21 protein-coding genes are annotated in these 22,072 nt (G+C 69.9%); 7 read left to right on the top strand and 14 right to left on the bottom strand.

Going from position 1 to position 22,072, the window contains the following annotated elements; all coding sequences use genetic code 11:
* Positions 1 to 4: 4 nt before the first annotated feature.
* Complete coding sequence (locus ACZZ98_RS00590) at positions 5 to 901, bottom strand: GNAT family N-acetyltransferase (RefSeq protein WP_463514469.1); 897 nt, start codon at positions 899 to 901, stop codon at positions 5 to 7.
* Positions 902 to 976: 75 nt separating this feature from the next.
* On the opposite strand from ACZZ98_RS00590, the gene ddaH reads away from it, so the two are divergent.
* The gene (gene ddaH, locus ACZZ98_RS00585; protein ID WP_463514468.1) at positions 977 to 1,744 is read left to right on the top strand and encodes a dimethylargininase; all 768 of its coding nucleotides are present in this window, start codon (positions 977 to 979) and stop codon (positions 1,742 to 1,744) included.
* Positions 1,745 to 1,755: 11 nt separating this feature from the next.
* On the opposite strand, the gene ACZZ98_RS00580 is transcribed toward ddaH, so the two are convergent.
* Complete coding sequence (locus ACZZ98_RS00580; protein WP_463514467.1) at positions 1,756 to 2,547, bottom strand: helix-hairpin-helix domain-containing protein; 792 nt, start codon at positions 2,545 to 2,547, stop codon at positions 1,756 to 1,758.
* A 252-nt stretch (positions 2,548 to 2,799) separates the two neighbouring features.
* Between ACZZ98_RS00580 and leuA the strand changes: the two genes are divergently transcribed.
* Positions 2,800 to 4,539, top strand: a complete 1,740-nt coding sequence (gene leuA / locus ACZZ98_RS00575; RefSeq protein ID WP_463514466.1) for a 2-isopropylmalate synthase — start codon at positions 2,800 to 2,802, stop codon at positions 4,537 to 4,539.
* A 78-nt stretch (positions 4,540 to 4,617) separates the two neighbouring features.
* Here leuA and ACZZ98_RS00570 read toward each other — a convergent pair whose 3' ends face one another.
* Both ACZZ98_RS00570 and ACZZ98_RS00565 read right to left on the bottom strand, forming a co-directional pair.
* Positions 4,618 to 8,073, bottom strand: coding sequence for a phosphodiester glycosidase family protein (locus ACZZ98_RS00570; RefSeq protein WP_463514465.1), 3,456 nt, complete (start codon positions 8,071 to 8,073; stop codon positions 4,618 to 4,620).
* Between the two features lie 205 nt (positions 8,074 to 8,278).
* Positions 8,279 to 9,100 (bottom strand): MerR family transcriptional regulator, encoded by an 822-nt coding sequence (locus ACZZ98_RS00565; RefSeq protein ID WP_463514464.1) that lies wholly within the window; start codon positions 9,098 to 9,100, stop codon positions 8,279 to 8,281.
* Between the two features lie 120 nt (positions 9,101 to 9,220).
* Here ACZZ98_RS00565 and ACZZ98_RS00560 point away from each other — a divergent pair, with 120 nt between their 5' ends.
* Positions 9,221 to 9,538: a hypothetical protein gene (locus tag ACZZ98_RS00560; RefSeq protein ID WP_463514463.1), complete on the top strand. Its 318-nt coding sequence runs from the start codon at positions 9,221 to 9,223 to the stop codon at positions 9,536 to 9,538.
* A gap of 12 nt (positions 9,539 to 9,550) precedes the next feature.
* Here ACZZ98_RS00560 and ACZZ98_RS00555 read toward each other — a convergent pair whose 3' ends face one another.
* The 5 genes from ACZZ98_RS00555 to ACZZ98_RS00535 form a co-directional block, all read right to left on the bottom strand.
* On the bottom strand, positions 9,551 to 10,576 hold the full coding sequence (locus ACZZ98_RS00555) for a 1-aminocyclopropane-1-carboxylate deaminase (RefSeq protein WP_463514462.1): 1,026 nt from the start codon (positions 10,574 to 10,576) through the stop codon (positions 9,551 to 9,553).
* 83 nt (positions 10,577 to 10,659) lie between these two features.
* Positions 10,660 to 11,313: a GntR family transcriptional regulator gene (locus tag ACZZ98_RS00550; RefSeq protein ID WP_463514461.1), complete on the bottom strand. Its 654-nt coding sequence runs from the start codon at positions 11,311 to 11,313 to the stop codon at positions 10,660 to 10,662.
* Positions 11,314 to 11,381: 68 nt separating this feature from the next.
* Positions 11,382 to 12,092, bottom strand: a complete 711-nt coding sequence (locus ACZZ98_RS00545) for an alpha/beta fold hydrolase (protein ID WP_463514460.1) — start codon at positions 12,090 to 12,092, stop codon at positions 11,382 to 11,384.
* A gap of 105 nt (positions 12,093 to 12,197) precedes the next feature.
* A complete protein-coding gene (locus ACZZ98_RS00540; protein WP_463514459.1) occupies positions 12,198 to 12,821 on the bottom strand; it encodes an alpha-ketoglutarate-dependent dioxygenase AlkB in 624 nt (207 codons plus the stop codon).
* A gap of 161 nt (positions 12,822 to 12,982) precedes the next feature.
* A complete protein-coding gene (locus ACZZ98_RS00535; RefSeq protein ID WP_463514458.1) occupies positions 12,983 to 14,011 on the bottom strand; it encodes a peptidoglycan-binding protein in 1,029 nt (342 codons plus the stop codon).
* A gap of 180 nt (positions 14,012 to 14,191) precedes the next feature.
* Here ACZZ98_RS00535 and recO point away from each other — a divergent pair, with 180 nt between their 5' ends.
* From recO to ACZZ98_RS00515, 4 genes are read left to right on the top strand one after another with little or no spacing between them, the layout of a single operon-like run.
* The gene (gene recO / locus ACZZ98_RS00530; protein WP_463514457.1) at positions 14,192 to 14,917 is read left to right on the top strand and encodes a DNA repair protein RecO; all 726 of its coding nucleotides are present in this window, start codon (positions 14,192 to 14,194) and stop codon (positions 14,915 to 14,917) included.
* Positions 14,914 to 15,711: an isoprenyl transferase gene (locus ACZZ98_RS00525; protein ID WP_463514456.1), complete on the top strand. Its 798-nt coding sequence runs from the start codon at positions 14,914 to 14,916 to the stop codon at positions 15,709 to 15,711. The genes recO and ACZZ98_RS00525 overlap by 4 nt, the downstream gene beginning before the upstream one ends.
* Positions 15,708 to 16,802 (top strand): permease, encoded by a 1,095-nt coding sequence (locus ACZZ98_RS00520; RefSeq protein WP_463514455.1) that lies wholly within the window; start codon positions 15,708 to 15,710, stop codon positions 16,800 to 16,802. Before ACZZ98_RS00525 ends, ACZZ98_RS00520 begins: the two co-directional genes overlap by 4 nt.
* 34 nt (positions 16,803 to 16,836) lie before the next feature.
* Complete coding sequence (locus tag ACZZ98_RS00515) at positions 16,837 to 17,586, top strand: TIGR03943 family putative permease subunit (RefSeq protein WP_463514454.1); 750 nt, start codon at positions 16,837 to 16,839, stop codon at positions 17,584 to 17,586.
* Positions 17,587 to 17,667: 81 nt separating this feature from the next.
* Here ACZZ98_RS00515 and ACZZ98_RS00510 read toward each other — a convergent pair whose 3' ends face one another.
* From ACZZ98_RS00510 to ACZZ98_RS00490, 5 genes are all read right to left on the bottom strand, one after another.
* The gene (locus tag ACZZ98_RS00510) at positions 17,668 to 18,621 is read right to left on the bottom strand and encodes a hypothetical protein (protein WP_463514453.1); all 954 of its coding nucleotides are present in this window, start codon (positions 18,619 to 18,621) and stop codon (positions 17,668 to 17,670) included.
* A 154-nt stretch (positions 18,622 to 18,775) separates the two neighbouring features.
* The gene (locus tag ACZZ98_RS00505) at positions 18,776 to 19,267 is read right to left on the bottom strand and encodes a Fur family transcriptional regulator (protein ID WP_463514452.1); all 492 of its coding nucleotides are present in this window, start codon (positions 19,265 to 19,267) and stop codon (positions 18,776 to 18,778) included.
* The gene (locus ACZZ98_RS00500; protein WP_463514451.1) at positions 19,264 to 20,307 is read right to left on the bottom strand and encodes a metal ABC transporter permease; all 1,044 of its coding nucleotides are present in this window, start codon (positions 20,305 to 20,307) and stop codon (positions 19,264 to 19,266) included. The genes ACZZ98_RS00505 and ACZZ98_RS00500 overlap by 4 nt, the downstream gene beginning before the upstream one ends.
* On the bottom strand, positions 20,300 to 21,115 hold the full coding sequence (locus ACZZ98_RS00495; protein WP_463514450.1) for a metal ABC transporter ATP-binding protein: 816 nt from the start codon (positions 21,113 to 21,115) through the stop codon (positions 20,300 to 20,302). The genes ACZZ98_RS00500 and ACZZ98_RS00495 overlap by 8 nt, the downstream gene beginning before the upstream one ends.
* Positions 21,112 to 22,068 carry a metal ABC transporter substrate-binding protein gene (locus ACZZ98_RS00490; protein WP_463514449.1) on the bottom strand — a complete coding sequence of 319 codons (957 nt, stop codon included), beginning with the start codon at positions 22,066 to 22,068 and terminating at the stop codon, positions 21,112 to 21,114. The genes ACZZ98_RS00495 and ACZZ98_RS00490 overlap by 4 nt, the downstream gene beginning before the upstream one ends.
* Positions 22,069 to 22,072: the final 4 nt, after the last annotated feature.

Raw genomic sequence — 22,072 nt, 5'->3', positions numbered from 1 at the left:
GATGTCAGAGGTCCGTCATCCAGTGTCGCCAGGTCTGGGTGACCTCCATGCCCACGTGCTCGTAGAGCCCCAGGGCGCCGGTGCGTGAGTCGGTCGAGAGCTCGCTGACCGTGGCACCGCGATCGCGCGCCCGGCGGAACGCCTCGGCGAGCAGGGCTCTCGCCAACCCGTGCCCGCGTCGGTCGCGACGCACGGCGATGGCGTCGACGTAGCCCGTTCCGCCGGCAAGGATCGTGTGGCACACGGCGACGTCGGCTCCGCCGTTGTCGGTGACGAACTGGATCTGCCACGGCTCGAAGCCGGGCCGCAGCGGGCCGCGCGGCGCCCAGTCGGCATAGCTCGACGGGTCGCGGTCAGGCCATTCGTTGAACGCGTCCTCGATGAGCTGGAAGGCGATCCGGCCGTCAGCGCCGCCGCCGAACTCGCGCAGCGCGTAGCCGTGGGGGAGCGGCTGGGGCTCGATGTTGGATCCCTGGGGGAGCTGGAGGACCCACGACGTCCACCCCTGGCGATGGCCGCGTCCCCGCAGGAACGCCTCCGGGCTGCTGTCACCCGGGACCGTCTGGCCGACAAGCGTCGAGCCGCGAGCGCGCGCACAGTCCTCGACCCAGTCGGCCAGCCACGTACCGAGGCCACGGCCGCGGTGCTCCGGATGGACCCCTGCATCCGCCCGGCGCCCCTTGAAGACCTCACCCGAGGCGACGAGGCGGTCGCCCTCCCAGACGCCGACGCTCTCGGTCTCGAGGTCGAAGCTGCCCCGGGCCCAGTCGCCCTGGATGTCCTCGACCTCGATGGCCACCTCACCGGCGTCCACGAGCTCGGTGGCTGCCACGAGGTCGCAGACGGCCTGCGCATCGGCAGGCACGTGCGGTCTCGCGCTGTAGCCCGCAGGAAGGTCCATGAGGGGAGAGTGCCTCACGAGGCGGCGCCCTGTCCTGTGAATTCCGGGCGGGGTCAAGAGCATAGGGTCGTTTCCGTGACTCGCCGAACCGCCCTCATCCGCCGCCCCGGCCCGCGCCTCGCCGACGGGCTCGTCACCCACCTCGAGAAGTCACCCATCGACCTCGACCTCGCGGTCGAGCAGTGGGAGGCGTATGCCGCGTGCCTGAGATCCGCGGGCTGGGAGACTCTCGAGGTCCCGCCAGCCGACGAATGCCCCGACGCGGTCTTCGTCGAGGACGCGGTCGTGGTCAGCGGCGAGATGGCCGTCCTGACCAATCCCGGTGCAGCAGAGCGCAAGCCAGAGGTTGCCGGAGTCGAGTCAGTGGTGCGGGACCTGGGCTACCGGGTCGTGCGGATCGAGGACCCGGGCACGCTCGACGGGGGAGACGTCCTCAAGATCGGTGACACGGCATACGTCGGTCTGGGCGGCCGCACGAACGGTGCGGGGATCCAACAGCTCTCCGCACATCTGGCCACGGTCGGCATGAAGACCCAGGCCGTCACGGTCGAGCGCGTCCTCCACCTCAAGTCGGCCGTGACCGCGCTGCCTGACGGCGCGGTCATCGGCTGGGACCCCGTCGTGGACTGGCCGGGGGCGTTCTCCTCCTACGAAGGGATGCCCGAGGAGCCCGGCGCCCACGTCGTGCTGCTCGACGACAACCTGCTGCTCATGGCGGCCAGTGCCCCGCGGACGGCCGAGCTCTTGCGCGGTCGCGGGCACGAGGTCGTCACCGTCGACATCAGCGAGTTCGAGAAGCTCGAGGGCTGCGTCACCTGCCTGTCAGTGCGCTGCCGCGGCTGACGAACCCCCCGCTAGGAGAAGGTCCAGCCTCGGTCGGCCAACGCCTCCCGCAGGAGTCGCACCGCCACCGCCCCGACACCGTGCAGCCCGGCGAGCTGGGCCTCGCTGAGGTCGCGGACCTGCTCGAGCGTCCAGATCCCCTGGGCGCGCAGAGCCCGGGTGGCGGGTGCCCCGATGCGGGGTAGGGGCGTGCCGGTGGGCGCCGCCTCGCGGTCGACTCGGGGCGCGCCGGACTCGGCGTCGACCACGGCGGCACCTCGTGGCGAGAGTCGGTAGCCGATGTCGAGGGACTCGGTGAGCCCGAGCTCCTTCAGCTTGCGCACGTCTCTCTTGAAGCTCGGCGTGTCCCGGCCCAGCTCGGCGGCCAGGTCCGGCGCTCGCACGGTGGGCGACCGGTCGATGATCGCCAGCGTCGCGCGCGTCCACGGGCCGATCGACGAGGCGGCGTCCAGCCGGTCGAGGCGGGCCCTGATGGTGGCCACCTCGTCGACGTCAGGTGCGGTGGAACGCAGAGCCTCGCGTGGGTCCGCGCCGGCATACCTGAGGGTGACCCGCCACGCCGGTCGCTCGGCCTTGGCCTCGAGCATCCGACGCAGCTCCGAGACCGAGCCGGCCCCCGCTCGCTTCGCCTCGGCGGCCGTGATCCGGCTGGGCGCGACCTGCTCCACCCCTGTGACCTCGAGAAGGCCGACACGCGTGCGCAGGCGGGTGCCCACGAGCACTCGGGGCCGGTCCCACCGCCGGAAGGCGAGGTCGACCTCACCCGTTCTGATCGCAGCCAGGGTCTCGGGGCGGATCATCATGCACGGCAACCTACCGCTGGTGCTGCGCCTGCGGAGGTGCTCTTCCAGCGACCACAGCCGCAGACACGACGGGTGCGAAGGTGACCACGAGGCGGACCGGCCGTCGACGGATCGGTGCGCACACGGCATACTCCATGTCGTGCAGCACCGTCTCCTCCTTCTCTGCCGCGGCGAGGCCTGAATCGGCCCTCCTCGTCGCGGAGTTCGCTGTGCCCGGCTGAGCACACGACGAGTAGTGAGTAGAGGCGCAAGATGATCCACCCCCAGCAGTCGTCCGGCATGCCGACGACGAAGTACGCCCCGTTCCAGGACCAGGTCGAGGTCCACCTTCCCGACCGCACCTGGCCCGACAAGGTGATGTCCAAGGCACCGCGCTGGTGTGCGGTCGACCTGCGCGACGGCAACCAGGCCCTGATCGACCCGATGGACTCCGAGCGCAAGATGCGGATGTTCAAGCTCCTCGTACGGATGGGCTACAAGGAGATCGAGGTCGGCTTCCCCAGCGCGAGCCAGACCGACTTCGACTTCTGCCGCGAGCTCATCGACGGCGGGCACATCCCCGACGACGTGACGATCCAGGTGCTCACGCAGTGCCGCGACCACCTCGTCGAGCGGACCTTCGACGCGATCCGGGGGAGCAAGCAGGCGATCGTCCACTTCTACAACTCCACCTCGGTGCTGCAGCGGCGCGTCGTCTTCGACCTGCCCAAGGAGGGCATCATCGACATCGCGCTCCAGGGCGCGCGGCTGTGCCGCAAGCTCGAGGAGACGGTCGCCGACACCGACGTCTACTACGAGTACTCGCCGGAGTCCTACACCGGCACCGAGCTGGAGTTCGCCGTCGAGATCTGCAACGCCGTCATCGAGGTCATCGACCCGACGCCGGACCACAAGATGATCATCAACCTGCCGGCGACCGTCGAGATGGCCACGCCCAACGCCTACGCGGACTCGATCGAGTGGATGGTGCGTCACCTCGACCGTCGCGAGTCGGTTGTCGTGAGCCTGCATCCGCACAACGACCGCGGTGAGGGAGTGGCGGCCGCGGAGCTGGGCTACCTCGCGGGCGCGGACCGGATCGAAGGGTGTCTCTTCGGCAACGGCGAGCGCACCGGCAACGTCTGCCTCGTCACCCTCGGCATGAACCTCTACAGCCAGGGCATCGACCCGCAGATCGACTTCTCCGACATGGCCGAGATCCGCCGCACGGTCGAGTACTGCAACCAGCTGCCCGTGCACGAACGACACCCCTGGGGTGGCGACCTCGTCTACACCGCCTTCTCCGGGTCGCACCAGGATGCGATCAAGAAGGGCCTCGACGACATGGAGCGCCGCGGCAAGGCGGCGGGCAAGACGATCAACGAGCTCGACTGGGGCGTGCCCTACCTGCCCATCGACCCGCACGACATCGGCCGCTCCTACGAGGCCGTCGTCCGGGTCAACAGCCAGTCCGGCAAGGGCGGTGTCTCCTACCTGCTCAAGGCCGAGCACGGTCTCGACCTGCCGCGCCGGCTCCAGGTGGAGTTCAGCGGCGTGGTGCAGAAGCGCACCGACGCCGAGGGCGGCGAGCTCAGTGCGACCGAGATCTGGCAGATGTTCTCGGACGAGTACCTCCACGCCGACACCGCCGAGGAGCGTTGGGGCCGGTTCACGCCGGTGCGCTCGACCATCAGCGGTGACGAGGACGGGACCGACGTCATCGAGGCCACCGTGCTCGACGGCGGAAGCGAGGTCGACATCATCGGCCGCGGCAACGGGCCGATCGCCGCGTTCATCGACGCGTTGTCGAGGATCGACGTCGACGTGCGGGTCCTCGACTACGCGGAGCACGCGCTGTCCGCCGGAGGGGATGCGCGCGCGGCGGCCTACGTCGAGTGCGCCGTGGGCGACCGGGTGCTGTGGGGAGTCGGCCTGCATGAGTCGATCGTCAAGGCGTCGATGCGTGCTGTCCTCTCGGCCGTCAACCGGGCCGAGCGCGACGCAGAGGACTGACCCCGACGACTGAGCCCCACGAGCTTCGTGTGCCTGAGCGCGACCTCCGGGTCGCGCTCAGGCACACGAGGCAGCGGGTCAGCCCACGGTGACGGTGGCCTGCTGGCTCACGCCGTTGACGGTGACAGTGAGCGTGCCCGTCCCGGGTCGCAGGCCGGTCAGCCTGCCGGTCGACGTGTCGTATGCCGCAACGGCACTTCCGGGGACGTTCGCGGTGCCGATGTGGACGCCCTTCCCGCTCCACGCTGCGCTCACCGGGTAGGCGAGCGGGAACGTGCGCGTGCCCTGCGTGATCGTCGTGGTCACCGGGACCGTCGCTTCGATGGCGACGGGCGGGGCGCTGACCGCCAGCCGGTCCACGTGCGGACGGATCTGGACTCGTGCCCACGGGTGCGGGCCGGGTTCCGCGGGATCGACCCGGTAGAGCTTGGGCGCAGGGACCCGGGGTGCTTCCGGATCGATGCGGACCGTCGTCCATCCCGAGAAGCCGCCCTCGTCGGGTGAGGTCGACGGTGCCTTGCCCGAGTTCCCGTTGACGACGTAGGGCACCGAGTCGACCCGTCCGGCGGAGAAGGCCCCGACGTGGCCACCGACGAACAATGCACCCTTGCCGGTGCGCAGCCGGAAGTCCGAGAGCCAGCCCTCTACGGTCTCGGCCTCGACCCGGTCGGTCATCTGCGACCCCTTCACCGGGCTCGGGTCGCGCGGCGGGTGGTGCCAGCCCACGACCACGCCGTTGACCGCGTCGTTCCGCTCGGCGTCGTCCAGGGCCGAGCGCAGCATCTGCCACTGGTCGAACCCGCCACCTCGCAGGGTGCCGGTGGAGGAGTCGAGCAGCACGAACCGCGTGCCCTTGTGGACGAAGCTGTGGTGCGTGGCGCCGAAGGCGGCGCTGAAGTTGCTCGTCGATCCGGGCCCGTAAATCTCGTGGTTGCCGGGCAGGTAATACCACTTCACACCCTTGGCGGTGAGCTCCTCGTCGATCACCTTCTTGGCGAGGGCGAAGTCGGCGGGATAGCCCGTGTCGACGAGGTCACCGGTGATGACGACGAAGTCCGGTTTGCTGGCGACGATCTCGCGCATGGTGCGGCGAACCGCCGGCACGAGCGACTGGTTGTCGGCGGTGAACTGACCATCCGACATCACGGCATACGAGAACTGTTCGCCCGTGGTGCTCAGCGCGGTGTGCTGCTGCACGACCGGGTCGGTGACGACCGGAGCGTCGGGGGCGCTCACCGGGGGAGCCGTCTTGACGACGAGGTCGTCGAAAACGACGGCCCCGGTGTAGGAGCGGGACGCCCCTGTCTCGATGGCAGCCACGAAGTTGAGGGTGATCGGCCCCGGGAGGGTCTGCGGGACGGGCACCTCCATGTACTTCCAGCCGGTCCAGGTGATGTAGGGCCCGTAGAGCGAGGCGGCCTTGCCCTCTCCGTCGCTGATGCCGAACGACGTCCAGGCGCCCTTGCCGTCCCCGAGGACCCACACGCCGAGCGCGAGCGGCTGGCCCTGGGTGATCGTGATCGGCGTGGCCGGGCGGGCATAGCCGACCCGGGTGGCCGTCGACCTCGTGAAGTCGTAGGTCATCCTGAGGCCGGTGCCGCCCTCACGACCTGCCGCGGGCTCGACCGAACCGGCCGCGCGGGCCTGGGTGAAGCGCCACGTCGACGCGTCGTCGAACGTGCTCAGCGTCGTGCTGACCGACCCGATCGCGACCGGGACGTGGGTGACGACTCCCTTGGCGGTGGCCTTGATGACCACGGCGCCGGTGGTGACGGCGGGCTTGGCCCGGACGGTGAAGTCCACTCCGCTGCGGGTGACGTCCACGAGAGCAGGGTCGTGGTCGAGCGTGACGTCGCCTGACTCGAGTGGCGTCTCGAAACCGTTGGCATCGGCACCGACGATCCGGAAGGTCGACGGCTGCGCGGGGTCGAGGATCGAGACCTTGTCGACGCTGGGCCGCAGACTCTCGAGCGGCCCGAGCACGGTCAGCTCGAGAGTCTCCTTGAGTGCCTTGATCTCCGCGGTGGCGAGGACGTCTCCTGGTGCGCTCGCGCGCAGCAGTCCTGTGCCCGAGATGGTGGCGTTGCCCTGTGCCCGGTATGCCGGAGAGGCCGCCACGGGTGCGTAGGTCTCGTCGTGTCCCAGGGCAGTGAGCTGCCGGGTGAGGCCCGGGAAGACCCGCAGCAGGTCGGCGTTCTCCTCGTCGGAGGTGGTGACGAGCCGCAGACCGCGAACCTCCCCGGAGCCGGCCGCAGCGAAGAGCCCGACGCCGTCCGGCACCGAGCGCAGCCCACCGTCGGAGGGCTGGTTCTCGACGTCGAGGTCGGACTCACCGGCCTCCCGCGCGAGCATCGTCGACGAGCCGCCGCCGTCGAGGTTGATCCCCGTGCTGGCGCCCACCTCCTTGAGGAAGGTGCCGGTCTCGGCATAGGTCATCCCACGGGACGCGGCCATGCGCCCGTCGACGGTGAGGACGAACATCGTCGACCCGTCGGCGTCGAAGCCGATGGCCGTGCGGGGGTGGATGGCCTTGTCGGTCTGCGGGAGGACGGCGCCGTCCTTGAGCAGCATGGTGTTGCCCGAGATGGCCATCTTGAGGTTGGCGCCCTCGTTGCGCAGGGCGTAGTCGACCGAGACCTTGTCACCGACCTTGAGCGCTCCCAGCTTGTCGGCGCCGCCCCCACGACCCACGACGGCCACCTGGTCCTGGTCCAGCTGACCCGCTCCGGCCACCGTGGCGACCGACTCCACGACGCCGTCGCGAGTCACGACCTCGCGGACCTTGGTCGCACCTCCGGTGACCCGGGTGCGGGTGTAGTCACCCCAGAGGGGCGTGAAGACGGTGACGCCGTCCGCCGGGATCGCGGCCTGGTTGAGACCGTCCAGTGCGATGGGGCCGGTGGGCAGGGTGATGCTGCCCTGGAGGAACATCGAGGTGATGCGACCGAGGTTGTCATCGCCCACGCCGACGGCGTAGTTGTGTCCCGGGTTGGGTCCCTTGACGACGGTCCCGTCCAGCTGCTTCGCACCGCCCTGGGGAGCGTTGGAGTTGTTGATGTCGAAATAGTCGCCGTTGACGGCAGCGACCGCCCGACGCGGCTCCGCCTGCTCCGTGAGCGGGCTGGCCGAGGCGACCTTGCCGTTGTTGATGTAGTCCGGCTTGACCGACCCGGCGGCGAGGTCGACCTTGAGCAGGTCTCCGCGCATGAAGCCGGCAGCGTCGAGCCACTCGAAGGAACGCAGTGAGACGGCGGGTGCGACGGGTCGCGTGACGTCACTGAGCCAGAGGCGGTCGTCGATCTGGTTCGCCTGTGCCGCAAGGACTCTGGGCTCACTGACGTCCGAGCTGCCCGCGGCCACGCGACCGGCTGCAGGGTTGAGGTCCAGCGTGACCGGGGCGCGGTCGTCGGCGTCAGGACCAGGGCTGGAGGCCTGCGCCGCGGTGGGTGCGAGGAGACCGAGGGGGAGGGCGATCGTCGCCGCGACGAGGCCCTTCCGGGTGCGAGAGCGGGTCGAGCGCGAGGAGACTGGCATGTCGGGGATTCCACCGCGGCGGAGTGGCGTGGAAACATTTCCCCGATGAATGGCCGGCAAACGTAACTTGTTCACACGATGATTCTGGCACCGATCAGGGCTGACCGCTCGGCGAGAACCGGGCGGCGCCCTGAAGGCAGAGCCAGGCGTGCGGCCTCTCGCGTCAGGCCGTGCGCGTCGGGTCGTGCGCGCCAGGTTGTGCGCGTCAGGTCCTGCGCGTCACCGCAAAGACGGGCCAACCGATCTCGGTGCGCCACAACGACGGGTCCGGAGTGTCCCGCGGTCCCGTCAGGTAGGTCTCGCGCACCGGTCCGGCGACCGCGAGGGCGTTGGCGACGACCCACGCCCCCACCTCGCCGTAGGTGACGTCGATGTCGTCGTGGTCGCCGACGTGGGTCGCCACCGCCAGCTCGACGGCGGGCAGCTCGACGGGATGGACCCGCCCCCTGCGGGGAGGGTCGGGGCAGGGTCGGTGGACGAGCACGTGCCCCCGGCCGACCTCGAAGAGCGCATTGTCGTAGACACCCCCCGGAGCACCGCTGCTGTCCCCGGCGGAGTCGTCGAGGGTGGCGTCGAGCTCGGCCATCGCGCCGGCATACCAGCTGAGCACGTCGTCGAGGTCCACCTCGCCCTCGATCGCGGCGACTGTCGCGGAGGGCAGGGAGCGCACCTCCACCTGCACCGGGGCCGGCTCGGGCGCGAGCAGGCGTCTCAGCGACCGCACGGCGGCCCGCGTGCGGTCGAGCTCGGACTCGAGGCGGTGGAGGTGCTCCCTCACCAGGTGCGAGCGGAGATCCGGATCGCTGGTCGCGAGGATGCGTCGCACGACCGCGAGCGGGACGTCGAGGTCGCGTAGCCGATGGATGACCTGGGCGCTCGGGATCTGGTTGGCCGCGTAGTAGCGGTAGCCGGTGACGTCGTCGACGTTGGCGGGAGCGAGCAGTCCGGCTTCGTGGTAGCGCCGCAGTGTGCGCACGCTCAGGTGGGTGAGGCGGGAGAACTCTCCGATGCTCAGGCCTGCGTCCACGCGCCGTAGTCTGCACCCTCTCCCAGGGGGAGACTCCAGCGCTTGACCCTCCGCCCGGGACAGGCGGCACGCTCGGCCACATGAGCATCCCCACCGAGACCAGCAACCAGTCCATCGAGCTTGCCTGCGACGATCCGGGAGTTCCTCGCCGCCCACGCGGCACGCGAGGCCGACGCCGCTGCACGCACCTTCACCGAGGACGCCGTCGTCGTCGACCAGGACGAGAGGTATGCCGGGTCCGCCCAGGTGCTCGACTTCCTCCAGGGAGCCGGGAGCGAGTTCACCTACACGACCGAGCTCGTCACGGCTCGCCGGATCGACGCGAGCCGGTGGGCGGTGGTGAACCGGATCGAGGGCGACTTCCCCGGTCACGTCGCCGACCTCACCTACCTCTTCACGCTCAGCGGGGACCTCATCCGCGCGCTCACCATCCGCTGACCGCCGCCGCGGCTAGGGGCTGGGCCAGAGGGAGTGGAAGGCGTTGATGGCGGGCTGCCCGCCGAGGTGGGCGTAGAGGACCGTGGAGTCGTGCGGGATCTCGCCGCTGGAGACCAGGTCGATCAGGCCCGCCAGTGACTTCCCTTCGTAGACCGGGTCCGTGATCATCGCCTCGAGCTCGGCGCCCAGCCGCATCGCCTCCATCGTGGAGTCGACAGGTATGCCGTACAGGTCGCCGGCCCACCCCTCGAGGACGGTGATCTCGTCGTCACGGAGGTCGCGGCCGAGCTCGATCAGCTCGGCGGTGTGGCGTGCGATCCGGCCGACCTGGTCGGTTGTCTGGGCCAGGGTGGCCGAGGCGTCGATCCCGAGGACACGGCGGCGCACCCCCGTGAGCTCCTCGAGTGCAGCGAAGCCCGCCACCATGCCCGCGTGCGTCGACCCGGTGACCGTGCAGACGACGATCGTGTCGAAGTGGACGCCCAGCCGCTCCTCCTGGTCGGCCACCTCGAAGGCCCAGTTGGCAAAGCCGAGACCACCCAGGGGGTGCTCGCTGGCCCCGGCAGGGATGGCGTAGGGCGTGCCGCCGGACTCCTTGACCTCGCGCACCGCGTCCTCCCACGAGGGTCGGATGGCGATGTCGAAGCCGGCGGTGTCGAGGCGGACGTCGGCACCCATCATCCGGCTGAGCAGGATGTTGCCGACCTTGTCGTTGACCGGGTCGTCCCACGGCACCCACTTCTCCTGCACCAGGCGAGCCTTGAGCCCGAGGTGAGCAGCGACGGCCGCGACCTGGCGGGTGTGGTTGGACTGGACGCCGCCGATGGACACCAAGGTGTCGGCGCCCGAGGCCAGGACATCGGGGACGATGTACTCGAGCTTGCGAATCTTGTTGCCGCCGTAGGCCAGTCCGCTGTTGACGTCCTCACGCTTGGCCCAGACCTCTGCCCCACCGAGGTGGGCGGTGAGGCGGTCGAGGCGGTGGACCGGGCTCGGGCCGAACGTCAGCGGGTGGCGCGGGAACTCGTGCAGCTTCACGACATCTCCTCGGTGGAGGGCGGTTGGGAATGGGCCTTGTGTCCCGGCTCCGGCGGAACGGGAGAGTGCGGGATGTTCGCGGGTCAGGCCCCGTCGGCCGTGGAGAGCGAGTGGAACGTGGTGAAGACGACAGCTGCGGCGCCGTCCGCGTCACCCGCCGAGCACAGTCGGATCAGCTCCTGGTGCCGGACGATCGAGTCGTGGCCCTTCGCCGAGGCGAACTGGAGCCGCTCAGCCCTGCGGAGCACCGGTGTGAACTGCTCGAGGACGACGGCCAGGGACCGGTTGCCGCAGACGTCCACGGGCACGCCGTGGAACGAGTCGTCCGCGGCGAGCGCTGCCTCGACATCCCCGGCCACGACCGCCTGCTCGAACCTCTCGTTGGCCTCGCTCATCCGGCGCAGGTCGTCGGCGGTCAGTCTCGGCACGGACTCGCGGACCGCGAGCTGGTGCATGGCCCCCACGACGTCCCGTGCCTCGTGCAGGGTCCGGGCGTCGATCGTGCTGACCATCGTCGAGCGTCCAGGTCGAGCCACGACCAGGCCAGTCTGGCCGAGACGGAGCAGGGCCTCCCTGACCGGGGTTCGGCTGACCCCCAGCCAGGTGGCGACCTCGGCGTCCCGGAGCTGCTCGCCCGGCTCGAACGTCCCGTCGATGATGGCTTCGCGCAGCCGCCCGTAGACGTCGTCTCGCAGGAGGGCTCGACTCGGAGGAGTCGACGTCGAGGGGATCGGCATGCAACGTATTGCACCCTGCATGACGGGGCGAGTCAAAGCGCCGTGCGGGTCCGGATGCGGCACGGGGTTCAGGCCGCCGCCGGAGCTGCCTCCGCCGCCGCGACGATGACGTCCGAGACCGCGTCGGCCTGGGTGAGGTAGACGGCGTGGCTCCCCGCAACAGTGGTGACGTCGGCGCCTGCCCGCTGCGCCATGTGCTGCAGCATGGCCTGGTCGAAGGCCCTGTCCTCGGTCCCGAACACGGCCCAGCTGGGCCTCTGACGCCACGCGGCGTCCGAGACCGTCTGCGCGAAGACCGCCATGTTCACCGGCACCTGCGCGTCGCGCATCAGGTCGGAATCGGCGTCGCTGGCATCGGCGGCGAAACCCTTCTTGAAGTGCTCGGGGTTCAGGAACCCGAACCCGTCCTCGCCGATGTCGATGACGAAGTCGGGAGTCGCGGCGAAGCCGTCGTACTGCTGGCCCGAGCTCTCGCCGCTGTCGGGGATCAGGGCGGCGACGTAGACCAGCCCGGCGACCTTCTCGTGGAGGCCGGCCTCAGTGATGACCGTGCCGCCCCAGGAGTGGCCGACGAGGATGGTCGGCCCGTCCTGGCGGTCGAGCACCCGCGTGGTGGCCGCGACGTCGTCCTCGAGCGAGGTGAGCGGGTTCTGCACGATCGAGACCCGGTAGCCGCGGGCCGTCAGGCGCTCGTGCACCCCACGCCAGCCGGAGCCGTCGGCGAAGGCGCCGTGCACCAGCACGACGTTCCTGATCGATCCATCCGTGGCGGTGCTCATGGCATTTCCTTCTCTCAGTCGGGGCGGGTGGGCGTCTCATATGCAATATATTGCTGTGCCTCATCGAGAGTCAAGGGAGAAAAGGTGGTGGCATGGAGGGTGGGGTCAGCGGATGCCGTGGGGTCGGAACTGGATGGAGATCCGCGGCCCGACGGGCTTGCTGGTCTTGGGAATCGCGTGGTCCCAGGTCCGTTGACAGGATCCGCCCATGACGACGAGGTCGCCGTGCCCGAGGGAGAAGCCGATCGAGCGTCCACCCCCTCGCGGTCGCAGCATGAGCGACCGAGCGGAGCCCACGGAGAGGATGGCCACCATCGTGTCCTGGTCCCTCGCCCGTCCGATCCGGTCGCCGTGCCACGCGACGGAGTCACGACCGTCTCGGTAGAGGCACAGGCCGCCGGAGACGAACGGCTCACCCAGCTCACCGGCATACCTGTGGGACAACGCATCTCGAGCCTGGGTGAGGGCTGGGTGGGGGAGCGCTTCACCCTGCTCGTAGAACTTCAGCAGGCGTGGCACGTCGACGACGCGTTCGTACATCTCCCGTCGCTCCGCCTTCCACGGCACGTCGTGGTGCAGGGCGACGAAGAGCAGGTCGGCGCCGGTGAGCCAGCTCGGCTGGTAGTCGACCCAGGCGCCGCGGTCGAGGAGCGTGCGCGTCGGCGCGAGGGCGCCGAGGTCGATGGCGTCACCGGTGTCGAAGAGCGAGTGCTGCAGCGCTGCGGCCATGCCGCCGAGCCTACCGCAGATCGAACGTGTGTTCTAGACCCAAACCCCGCCCCGCAACCGCATTATCGGGTGACCCTGCTTCGGGCCGCTCGACCCGACCTGGCAACTCGGGTCGAGCGGGTCTTTATCGGGTCACCCGATGATGCGGCACTCCTGAGGGGTCAGAGGGTGAGCTTGGCCCAGGTCGCTGGGCCGACGATGCCGTCGGCGACGAGACCACGGCTGGTCTGGAAGGCCTTGGCCCTGGAGGTGGTGGTCGCACCGAAGATTCCGTCGGCCGTGCATGCGTACCCGCGGGCCGTGAGCGTCTTCTGGGCGGCGACGACGGCCTCACCCGAGGAGCCGGACTTCACCGTGACCACGAGGGCAGACCAGGTGTTGGGTCCGACGACCCCGTCGGCGGCGAGGCTGCGCGAGGACTGGAAGGCCTTGACCTTGCTCACGGTGATGGCACCGAAGACACCGTCCACGGTCAGCGACTGACCCCTGGCCCGGAGCAGGTGCTGGATCGCCACCACCCGGAAGCCAGTGGCTCCCGAGCTCACCGTGGACCAGGTGGTGGTCGGAGGTGGGGGAGTCGTGCCACCACCGATCTTGCTGACCAGCGGGGCGATGCGGGAGTCGCCGGGGGCGACGTTGATCTCGAAGTGCATCTCGTCCTTGCGGCTCGAGTAGTCGCCGCCCCATCGCACGACGCTGTTGCAGTAGGTCAGGATCGAGCGGATGCGACTCACCTGGGTCGAGGAGAACGTGCCGGACGCCCCGAGCGGGTGCCGGGGCGCGTTGCAGTCGATGGCCGTGCCCGACGCATGGTTGGACAGGCTCGTGCTGCCGGAGATCTCGCGGTAGTTGTAGCCCCAGCATCCGGGGGTGACCAGTGCCTCCACCTCGTTGTTGAAGCGCTGAGCGACGTAGCCGAGGATCGTGTGGACCTGGCCGCCACGCACGCCGGCGGGGAAGCTGTGCCCCGACACGGAGAGCGCCGTGATGCCGATGGCAGTGGGGCTGCTGCTGGCGGGCCAACCGTTCTGCGACGTGGCCGCATGGGCGGCGCCGGCGCCTGCGACGACCAGCCCGCCGCCGAGGAGGAGGCCGCCGGCTCCGCGCAGGAGGTGACGACGTCCGACGTCGGGCTGCGAGGTCACAGCGTCGTGGTCGTGGGTCCCTTGCTGGTCGTGAAGCTCACACATGGTCCTACCCCTTGTCGGATGCACGGAAATGGTCTGACCCTCACGAACCTATGGGCGCCCCGGGGGGTCGTCCATGGGAGGAGCCGCCCGTCAGCGCTGTGGGCCGTCATCGGTATAACCCCACGGCCGCGGGCGGCACGGCATACCTGCTTTGTCAGGGTGGCAGGGGACAATCGGGAGGTGCCGCTCTACCGAGACCAGGGGATCGTCCTGCGCACCCACAAGCTGGGTGAGGCGGACCGGATCATCACGGTCCTCACGCGCAGCCTCGGCAAGGTCCGCACGGTCGGCAAGGGCGTGCGCCGCACCAAGTCCCGCTTCGGCGCCAGGCTCGAGCCGGGGATGCTCGTCGACCTCCAGTGCTACGAGGGTCGCAACCTCGACACCGTGACCCAGGCCGAGACGCTCGAGTCGTGGGGTGACGTCGTCTCGCGCGACTACGACGCGTGGACGGCCGCCAACGCGGTGCTCGAGACGTGTGACCGCCTCACTGAGGAGCGCGAGCCGGCGCTGCAGCAGTACCTCCTCGTGACCGGCGCCCTGCGTTCGCTCGCGGGCAAGGAGCACGATCCCAATCTCGTCCTCGACGCCTACCTCCTGCGCGCCCTGGCGATCGCCGGCTGGGCGCCGAGCTTCCACGACTGCGCGAAGTGCGGAGCCGAGGGTCCCCACCGCGCGTTCCACATCGTCTCGGGTGGTGCGGTCTGCTCCTCGTGCCGTCCCCCGGGCTCCGCGGCGCCCGCTCCCGACACGCTCCGACTGCTCGCCGCGCTCCTCGCGGGCGACTGGTTCATCGCCGACGCCTCCGACCTGCGCCACCGGAGGGAGGGGAGTGGGCTGACGACGGCGTTCCTCCAGTGGCACCTCGAGCACGGAGTGCGCTCGCTCCGTATGGTGGAGCGGTGACCAGCCGGCCCTTCGCCCACCCCAGCGGCGCGCAGCCGCCGACCCTGGCTCCGGCACTGGTTCCGGGCCACGTCGCCATCGTCATGGACGGCAACGGACGCTGGGCCAACCAGCGCGGACTGCCCCGGACCAAGGGCCACGAAGCCGGTGAGGGCGCCCTCCTCGATGTCGTCGCCGGCGCGATCGAGGCCGGCGTGACGCACCTGTCGACCTACGCCTTCTCTACCGAGAACTGGAAGCGCTCACCCGACGAGGTGCGCTTCCTCATGGGCTTCAACCGCGACGTCATCCGTCGTCGGCGCGACCAGCTCAACGACTGGGGCGTGCGGATGCGCTGGGTCGGCCGCCGACCGCGGCTGTGGGGCTCGGTCATCAAGGAGCTCGAGGTCGCCCAGGAGCTCACCCAGCACAACACCGGGCTGACCCTCTACTTCTGCGTCAACTACGGCGGACGGGCCGAGCTCGGCGATGCCGCTCGTGCGCTGGCCCAGGACGTCGCAGACGGCCGGATCAAGGCCAAGAACGTCGACGAGCGGACGCTGGCGCGCTACCTCCCTGAGCCGGCCATGCCCGACGTGGACCTCTTCATCCGCTCGTCCGGTGAGCAACGGACGAGCAACTTCCTGCTGTGGCAGAGCGCCTACGCCGAGATGGTCTTCCTGGACACGCTCTGGCCCGACTTCGACCGCCGCGACCTCTGGCGATCCATCGAGATCTATGCAGACCGTGACCGCCGCTACGGCGGCGCCGTCGACCTGGCCGGCTCGTCGACCGACGGCACGAGCGGCCAGTGAGTCACGACCGTCCCGACGTCGAGGCCCCGCCGCTGACGCCGTCCGAGAACAGCCCGGACCTCGCCCAGGAAGGTGAGGGGCACACCCGGCGTGAGGCACGGCATACGCCTCGTCATGGGCACGACGCGGAGGCGCAGCCGGAGACGGGCGGGTACGCGGTCTGGGTCCTGGCCGCCCTCATGCTCGTCCTCGCACTCGCCCGGCCCAGGCTCACCGGCCTGCTCGAGGACCACGAGGCGGTGCAGGCGTGGCTCACCGTGTTCGTCTCCATCGCGCTCCAGGCGCTCCCGTTCCTCGCCCTCGGAGTGGCGCTGTCAGCGGCTGTCGCGGTGCTCGTCCCGCCCGAGGTGCTGAGCCGGTGGTTGCCGAAGTCCCCGGCCGCGGCCGTGCCGGTCGCAGGGTTGTCGGGGATGGCACTTCCCGGGTGTGAGTGCGCCAGCGTGCCTATCGCGGGAGCGCTGGTGTCCCGCGGGATCCAGCCCGCCGTCGCGCTCACCTTCCTGTTGGCTGCGCCCGCCATCAACCCCATCGTGCTCGCCTCGACGGCAGTGGCGTTCGCGGGCGACTGGCGTGTCGTGCTGGCGCGCTTCATCGCGTCGCTGATCACCGCCGTCGTCGTGGGATGGGTCTGGCTCCGCCTCGGCAAGGACTCCGTGATCCGTATGCCGCGCCGCGCGCGTGCCGGCGGCTCCCGTCTCGCGCGTTTTGTTGACGAGGTGCGGCACGACGTCCTCCACGCCGGTGGCTACCTCGTCGTGGGGGCCGCCGTCGCAGCAACCGTCAACGTCGTCGTGCCCCGCCAGTGGATCGACACCCTGGCCGGCAACCTGCTCGTCTCCGTCATCGTCCTCGCCCTCTTCGCCGTCATCGTCGCGATCTGCTCCGAGGCCGATGCCTTCGTCGCCGCCAGCATGTCGGCCTTCCCGATGACCGCCCGCCTCGTGTTCATGGTCGTCGGACCGGTGCTCGACGTGAAGCTGTTCGCGCTCCAGGTCGCGACGTTCGGCCGGCGTTTCGCCATGCTCTTCGCCCCGCTCACCTTCGTCGTCGCGGTGCTCGTGGCGACGGCGACGGGGATGGTGCTCCTCTGATGACCGCTCTCACCAGGAACGTGGAGGTCCGCGCATGAACAAGTCGATGCAGAGCACCGCGCTGTCGGTCATCGGGGTGATCTCGGTGGTCGCGGCGTTGGGCGGGCTCTACCTCAACTTCGTCAAGCCGGTCATGCGCTGGCCGATCGTCGCGGCCGCCGTGCTGCTCATCGTCGTGGCCATCCTCGGTCTGAGTGCGCGAGAGCGCGCGGACGACGGCGGCGAGCCCGACGCGGTCGCGCCCTACGAGATCACGGACGAGGCGGACCACGGGCACGACCACGGGCGAGGACCGCGCATCGGCTGGCTGCTCCTCGTGCCCTTCCTGCTCCTGGGTGTTGTCACTCCCGGTCCCTTGGGGGCGTTCTCGGCAGAGCGCGACTCCGGTCGCATCGTGACCGACGGTGAGGCGCCACTCTTCGAGCCGATCGCTGATGGTGACGGCGACGTGAGGCTGGCGGTAGGTGAGTACTCGATGAGGGCGCTCTACGACGACCCCAAGAACCTCGAGGGCAGGACCTTCTCGCTCACGGGCTTCGCGTCCACCCTCCCTTCCGGGGATGGCTGGGCTCTCACCCGCATGTCACTGAACTGCTGTGCCGGCGATGCGCAGGCCATCAAGGTGCGCGTGCTCGGCGCGCCGGCGCCGGTGGACAACGACTGGGTGACCCTCACCGGCCGCTGGAAGCAGGTCTCCACCTCGGTCGACGACCCGACCACCCTGCCCGTCATCGAGGCGCGCAACGTGCAGCAGGTCGACGTCCCGACCAACCCCTACGAGTAGGCACAGCCGCGAAGTCGGCGTAGCACGACATGCCGGAATCATTCGGCACTCGCGGCATGTCGTGCTACCTCGATCCGGTCATCAGGAAAGATCGAGGTCCGTCAGGGGTACCCCGAGGGCGAGCGCAAGTCGACGCATCATCGCGATGCGCTTCGGCCGGGTGTAGACGTCGCCCGCGAAGATCTCCACGAAGGTCCAGCCCTCGTCCTCGGCGAGGTGACGGCGCGCGACATCGACGGCTCGCTGTGTGATGTCGCGGTGGTGCCTGCCTTGGTACTCGCCGATGACGCGCTGTTCGCGCCACACGAAGTCACCCTCCAGCATCCAGCCTGCGCCACTGCCGCCAGCATCCTCGAACCTCACCTCGACGTTCAGCTCGGGTGCCGGCAACCCGCCCCGGTGGAACATCAGACGGGCGCGCGTCTCCATCGGTGACTTCGCACGCGGCGACACCAGAGGGAGGGCTGCGGAGAGCGTGACCTTGCCCCTCGGCCTGACCCGCGCCTCGAGGGCAGCCCGCATCAGCTGGACGCCGTGCCCGACCCCTCCCGACCCGTCCAGGAGTCGGGCTGTGACATCACCCGCCACGACGAGGTCGTCCAGTCCGAGGCCCCGGTCGAGCACCTCGCCCAGGTCAACCCAGGTGTCAGCGAGACTCGTCACTGCGACGCCGGAGGGATGCTGCACCACGCGGCGCCGTTCCAGCCCTCGGTGACCGATGCACCCCTCTCGCCTGACGGGACCCGACGCGCGAGCACACATCACGTCGAGGTCTGACTGCCGCTCGAGGGCTGCCGGGAGCGGTAGGCCCCACAGCAGGGCTGCGCTGACGTGGGACAAGGCCACCGGAGTGCGCAGGGCTACCAGGATCGCTTGGGACCTCTCGGCGAGAGTGGTGGGCTTGGTCTTGACCCGAGAGCCACGCGTCAGGACCAGGAGCTCCTTGTTGCGGAGCGCTCGCGGAGAAACGCCGAGCGCGCGGGCCTCCGTGGTGGAGAAGGGGCGCGCCTCGAGGTCGTCGGGGAGTCGCTTCATGGGTCGGAAGCATCCCCGATTCACCGAGCCGCGCCGCCGGGTTGTCCACAGAGTCAGGTATATGGCCCCGGAGGTCAGGTCGAGAGAGCACGACATGCCGCGCTCACCTCCGGAGCACGGCAAGTCGTGCTACCTCGACCGACGGTTGTGGGGGTCAGTGGGAGGTGCAGGTCCCAAAGAGCTCGATGGTGTGGGTGACGTCCGTGAAGCCGTTGCGGCTCGCGACGTCGGTGGCCCACCTCTCCACGGCAGGCCCCTCGACCTCGACCGTGCGACCGCACTCGCGACACACGAGATGGTGGTGGTGCGCGTCGGTCGCGCAGGAGCGATAGACGCACTCACCGTCGTCGGTCCTCAGCACGTCAACATCGCCGTCGGCAGCCATGGCCTGGAGGTTGCGATAGACCGTCGCCAGGCCGACCTGGTCACCGCGCGACTGGAGCTTGGAGTGCAGGTCCTGCGCCGAGAGGAACTCCGATGTCGCGGACATCAGCTCGGCGAGGGCGGCGCGCTGGCGGGTGGGTCGCCGCGAGGCGCTGGCCGTGGTGCCCGCGCTGCCCGCGGTGCCCGCGGTGCTGGCCGCGTCTGGGGAGGCGTCCGTGCCGACGCTGGTGGCGCTGCCGGCCCCCGTGGATGAAGCAGTCATCGAGAGATCTCCTCGGTGTCCTGGGAGGTGGTGTGACCGCGGCCCTCGTCGGGTCCGGCGTGCTCGTCGTGGCCAGCGTCCTCGTGCTCGTCGTAGTGGTCACGGTGGGGGGCGTGGCGGTGGCCGTCGTGGAGATAGTCGACGTGGTCGTCGTGCGGGACCGCGGGGTGGCCGCACACCGGACCGTGCTCGTGGTCGTGACGCTCGGCCCGCTCGTGGGCCGCGCGCCGGGCCCGCGTCACCAGGGCGCTGACGACGCTCACGACGAGGAAGGTCCCGATCGCCAGCAGCACGATCGTGCCGCCCGACGGGGTCTCGGCATAGAAGGAGACGATGACGCCGCTGACGCTGGACGCGACGCCGATGAGGGAGGCCCAGGCGAGGCTGCTCCGGAAGCTGCGTGAGACGAGCTGGGCCGTGGCGTTGGGGATGATCATGAGGGCCGTGATGAGGAGCAGTCCGACGACCCGCATCGAGACGACGACGGTGACGGCGGTGAGCACCGACAGGGCGATGTTGTAGCCCATGACGGGCAGGCCGACGGCGCGGGCGTACTCCTCGTCGTTCGCGACGGCGAAGAAGCGGTGTCGCAGCAGCCACGTCACCGTGACGACGACGACGGCGAGCGCGGCGAACACAGCGATGTCGGTGCGACTCGTCGTGAGGATCGCTCCGAAGAGATAGCCGGTGAGGTTGCCGGGCGAGGTGGACGTCGACTTCGAGATGAGGACGACGCCCAGGGCGATGCCGCCATAGAACATGACGGCGAGCGCGATGTCGCCACTCGTGCGGCCCGCAGCGCGGATGACCTCGACGCCGATCGCGGCAGCGACGGCGGCAACCAACGCAGTCAGCACCGGCATCGACCCGGTGAGGATGCCGACGGCGACCCCCGCCAGAGCGACGTGGCCGATGCCGTCACCGATGAGCGACATCCGCCGCTGGACGAGGAAGGCACCGACGAGTGGCGCTGCCAGACCGACGAGGACGGCAGCGATGAGGGCCTGTCGCATGAAGTCGAGGGCCAGCAGCTCACTCATGGTGCAGCCCCCTCGGCGGCATCGCGTCGGTGACGATCGCCGCCAGCCCGGAGCGCCGGTCGTCGACGACGGGGGAGTCGTGGTGGTGGCCGTCGCCGAGCTCGTGGCCGCGATGACCAGCGGCGTATGCCGTCGGGTCACCGTCGAAGTCCACGTGGCCGTTGTTCATGCAGACGATCCGCGTGACGACGTCACGCAGCGAGGCCAGCTCGTGGGTGACGATGAGCATCGAGGTCCCGCGCGCCGCCAGGGTCGACAGGACGTCGGCGAGGATGCGCTGGTTGGCGATGTCGACACCAGCGGTCGGCTCGTCCATGACGAGGACATCGGGCTGGGCGGCCAGCGCACGGGCGATGAGCACCCGCCGCTGCTGGCCCCCACTCAGCGCAGCCACGTCCTCGCGCTCGCGGTCGCGCAGGCCGACGGCGTCGAGGGCCTGGTCGACGACCGAGGAGTCCGTGGCGTTGGCCGGGCGCCACCAGGGGCGCAGCGGCAGCCGACCGGTCTCGACGATCTCGCGGACCGTCGCGCGCACCGACGCCGAGAGCGAGTGGCGCTGCGGCACGTAGCCGATCCGCGGCTTCTCGTGGAACCGGGCCAGGGGCGTCCCGAAGAGCAGCACCTCGCCGCCGAGGTGCTCGGAGAGACCGAGGAGGCCTTTGACGAGAGTCGTCTTGCCGGAGCCGTTGGGGCCCAGCAGGGCGATGACCTCACCGGCCCCCTGCGAGAGGGTCACGCCGTCGACAACCGTGCGGTCGGCATACCCGAAGGACGCCGACCGCAGGGAGATCAGGGGCGGACTGCTCACGTGCAGCCCTGCCCCTTCTTGAGGGTCGCGAGGTTGGAGCGCATGACCTCAAGGTAGTTCTTCCCGGCGGACGCGTCAGTCAGACCTTCGATGGGATCGAGGACGGCGACGGTGGCCCCGGTGTCGCGGGCGATGGTCTCGGTGAGGTCCTTGCTCACGAGCGTCTCGGCATACACGGTGCTCACCTTGTGCTCCTTGACGTGCTCGATGACCTCCTTCATCGCGGCCGCGTCGGGCTCGGCGTCGGGGGAGAGCCCGGCAATGCCCTCCTGGTGCAGGTCGTAGCGGTCGGCGAGGTAGGCGAACGCCGCGTGCCCGGTGACTAGGTCGCGGTTCGTGCAGTTCTTGAGGCCGGCCGTGAACTCGGCGTCGAGCGCGGTCAGCTCCGCGACGAACGTGTCGGCGTTCTTGGCGTATGCCGCCGCGTTGGCCTGGTCGACCTCGCCCAGCTTGGTGGAGATGGCCTTGACGGCGCTGGCGTAGCGGGTCGGGTCCAGCCAGAAGTGCGGGTCGACGCCTGGAGTCTCCTCGTCGGCGTGCCTTTCGCCCTCGGCCTCGTGCTCGTGCCCGTCCTCGGTCGCCTGAATCGTCAGGTCCACGGCTGTGGAGATGTCGATGGCCTTGGCCGCGTCGACCTGCTTGACGGCGTCGTCGACGGCGGGCTGGAACCCCTTCTCGTAGACCACGAGGGACGACGAACCCAGGGACGCCACGTCCTTGGGCGTGAGCTCCACGTCGTGGGGCTCGGCCCCTGGCTTGGTCAGGCTCGACACCGTGACGTGGTCCCCACCGACGCGCTCCACGGCATACGCCAACGGATAGAAGGCCGCGGTGACGGGTAGGGCCTTGCTCCCGTTCGACCCGCCCGCGGTGCCGGCGTCAGCAGAGCTCCCGCCGCAGGCGCTCAGGGCAAGGGCGCCGAGAACCGGCAGGACGAGGAGTGGACGCTTCATGACA

The sequence above is a fragment of the Knoellia sp. AC549 genome, from assembly GCF_979258975.1.
The sequence above is the reverse complement of the archived record's forward strand: the minus strand, read 5'-3'. Positions and strand labels throughout refer to the sequence as shown.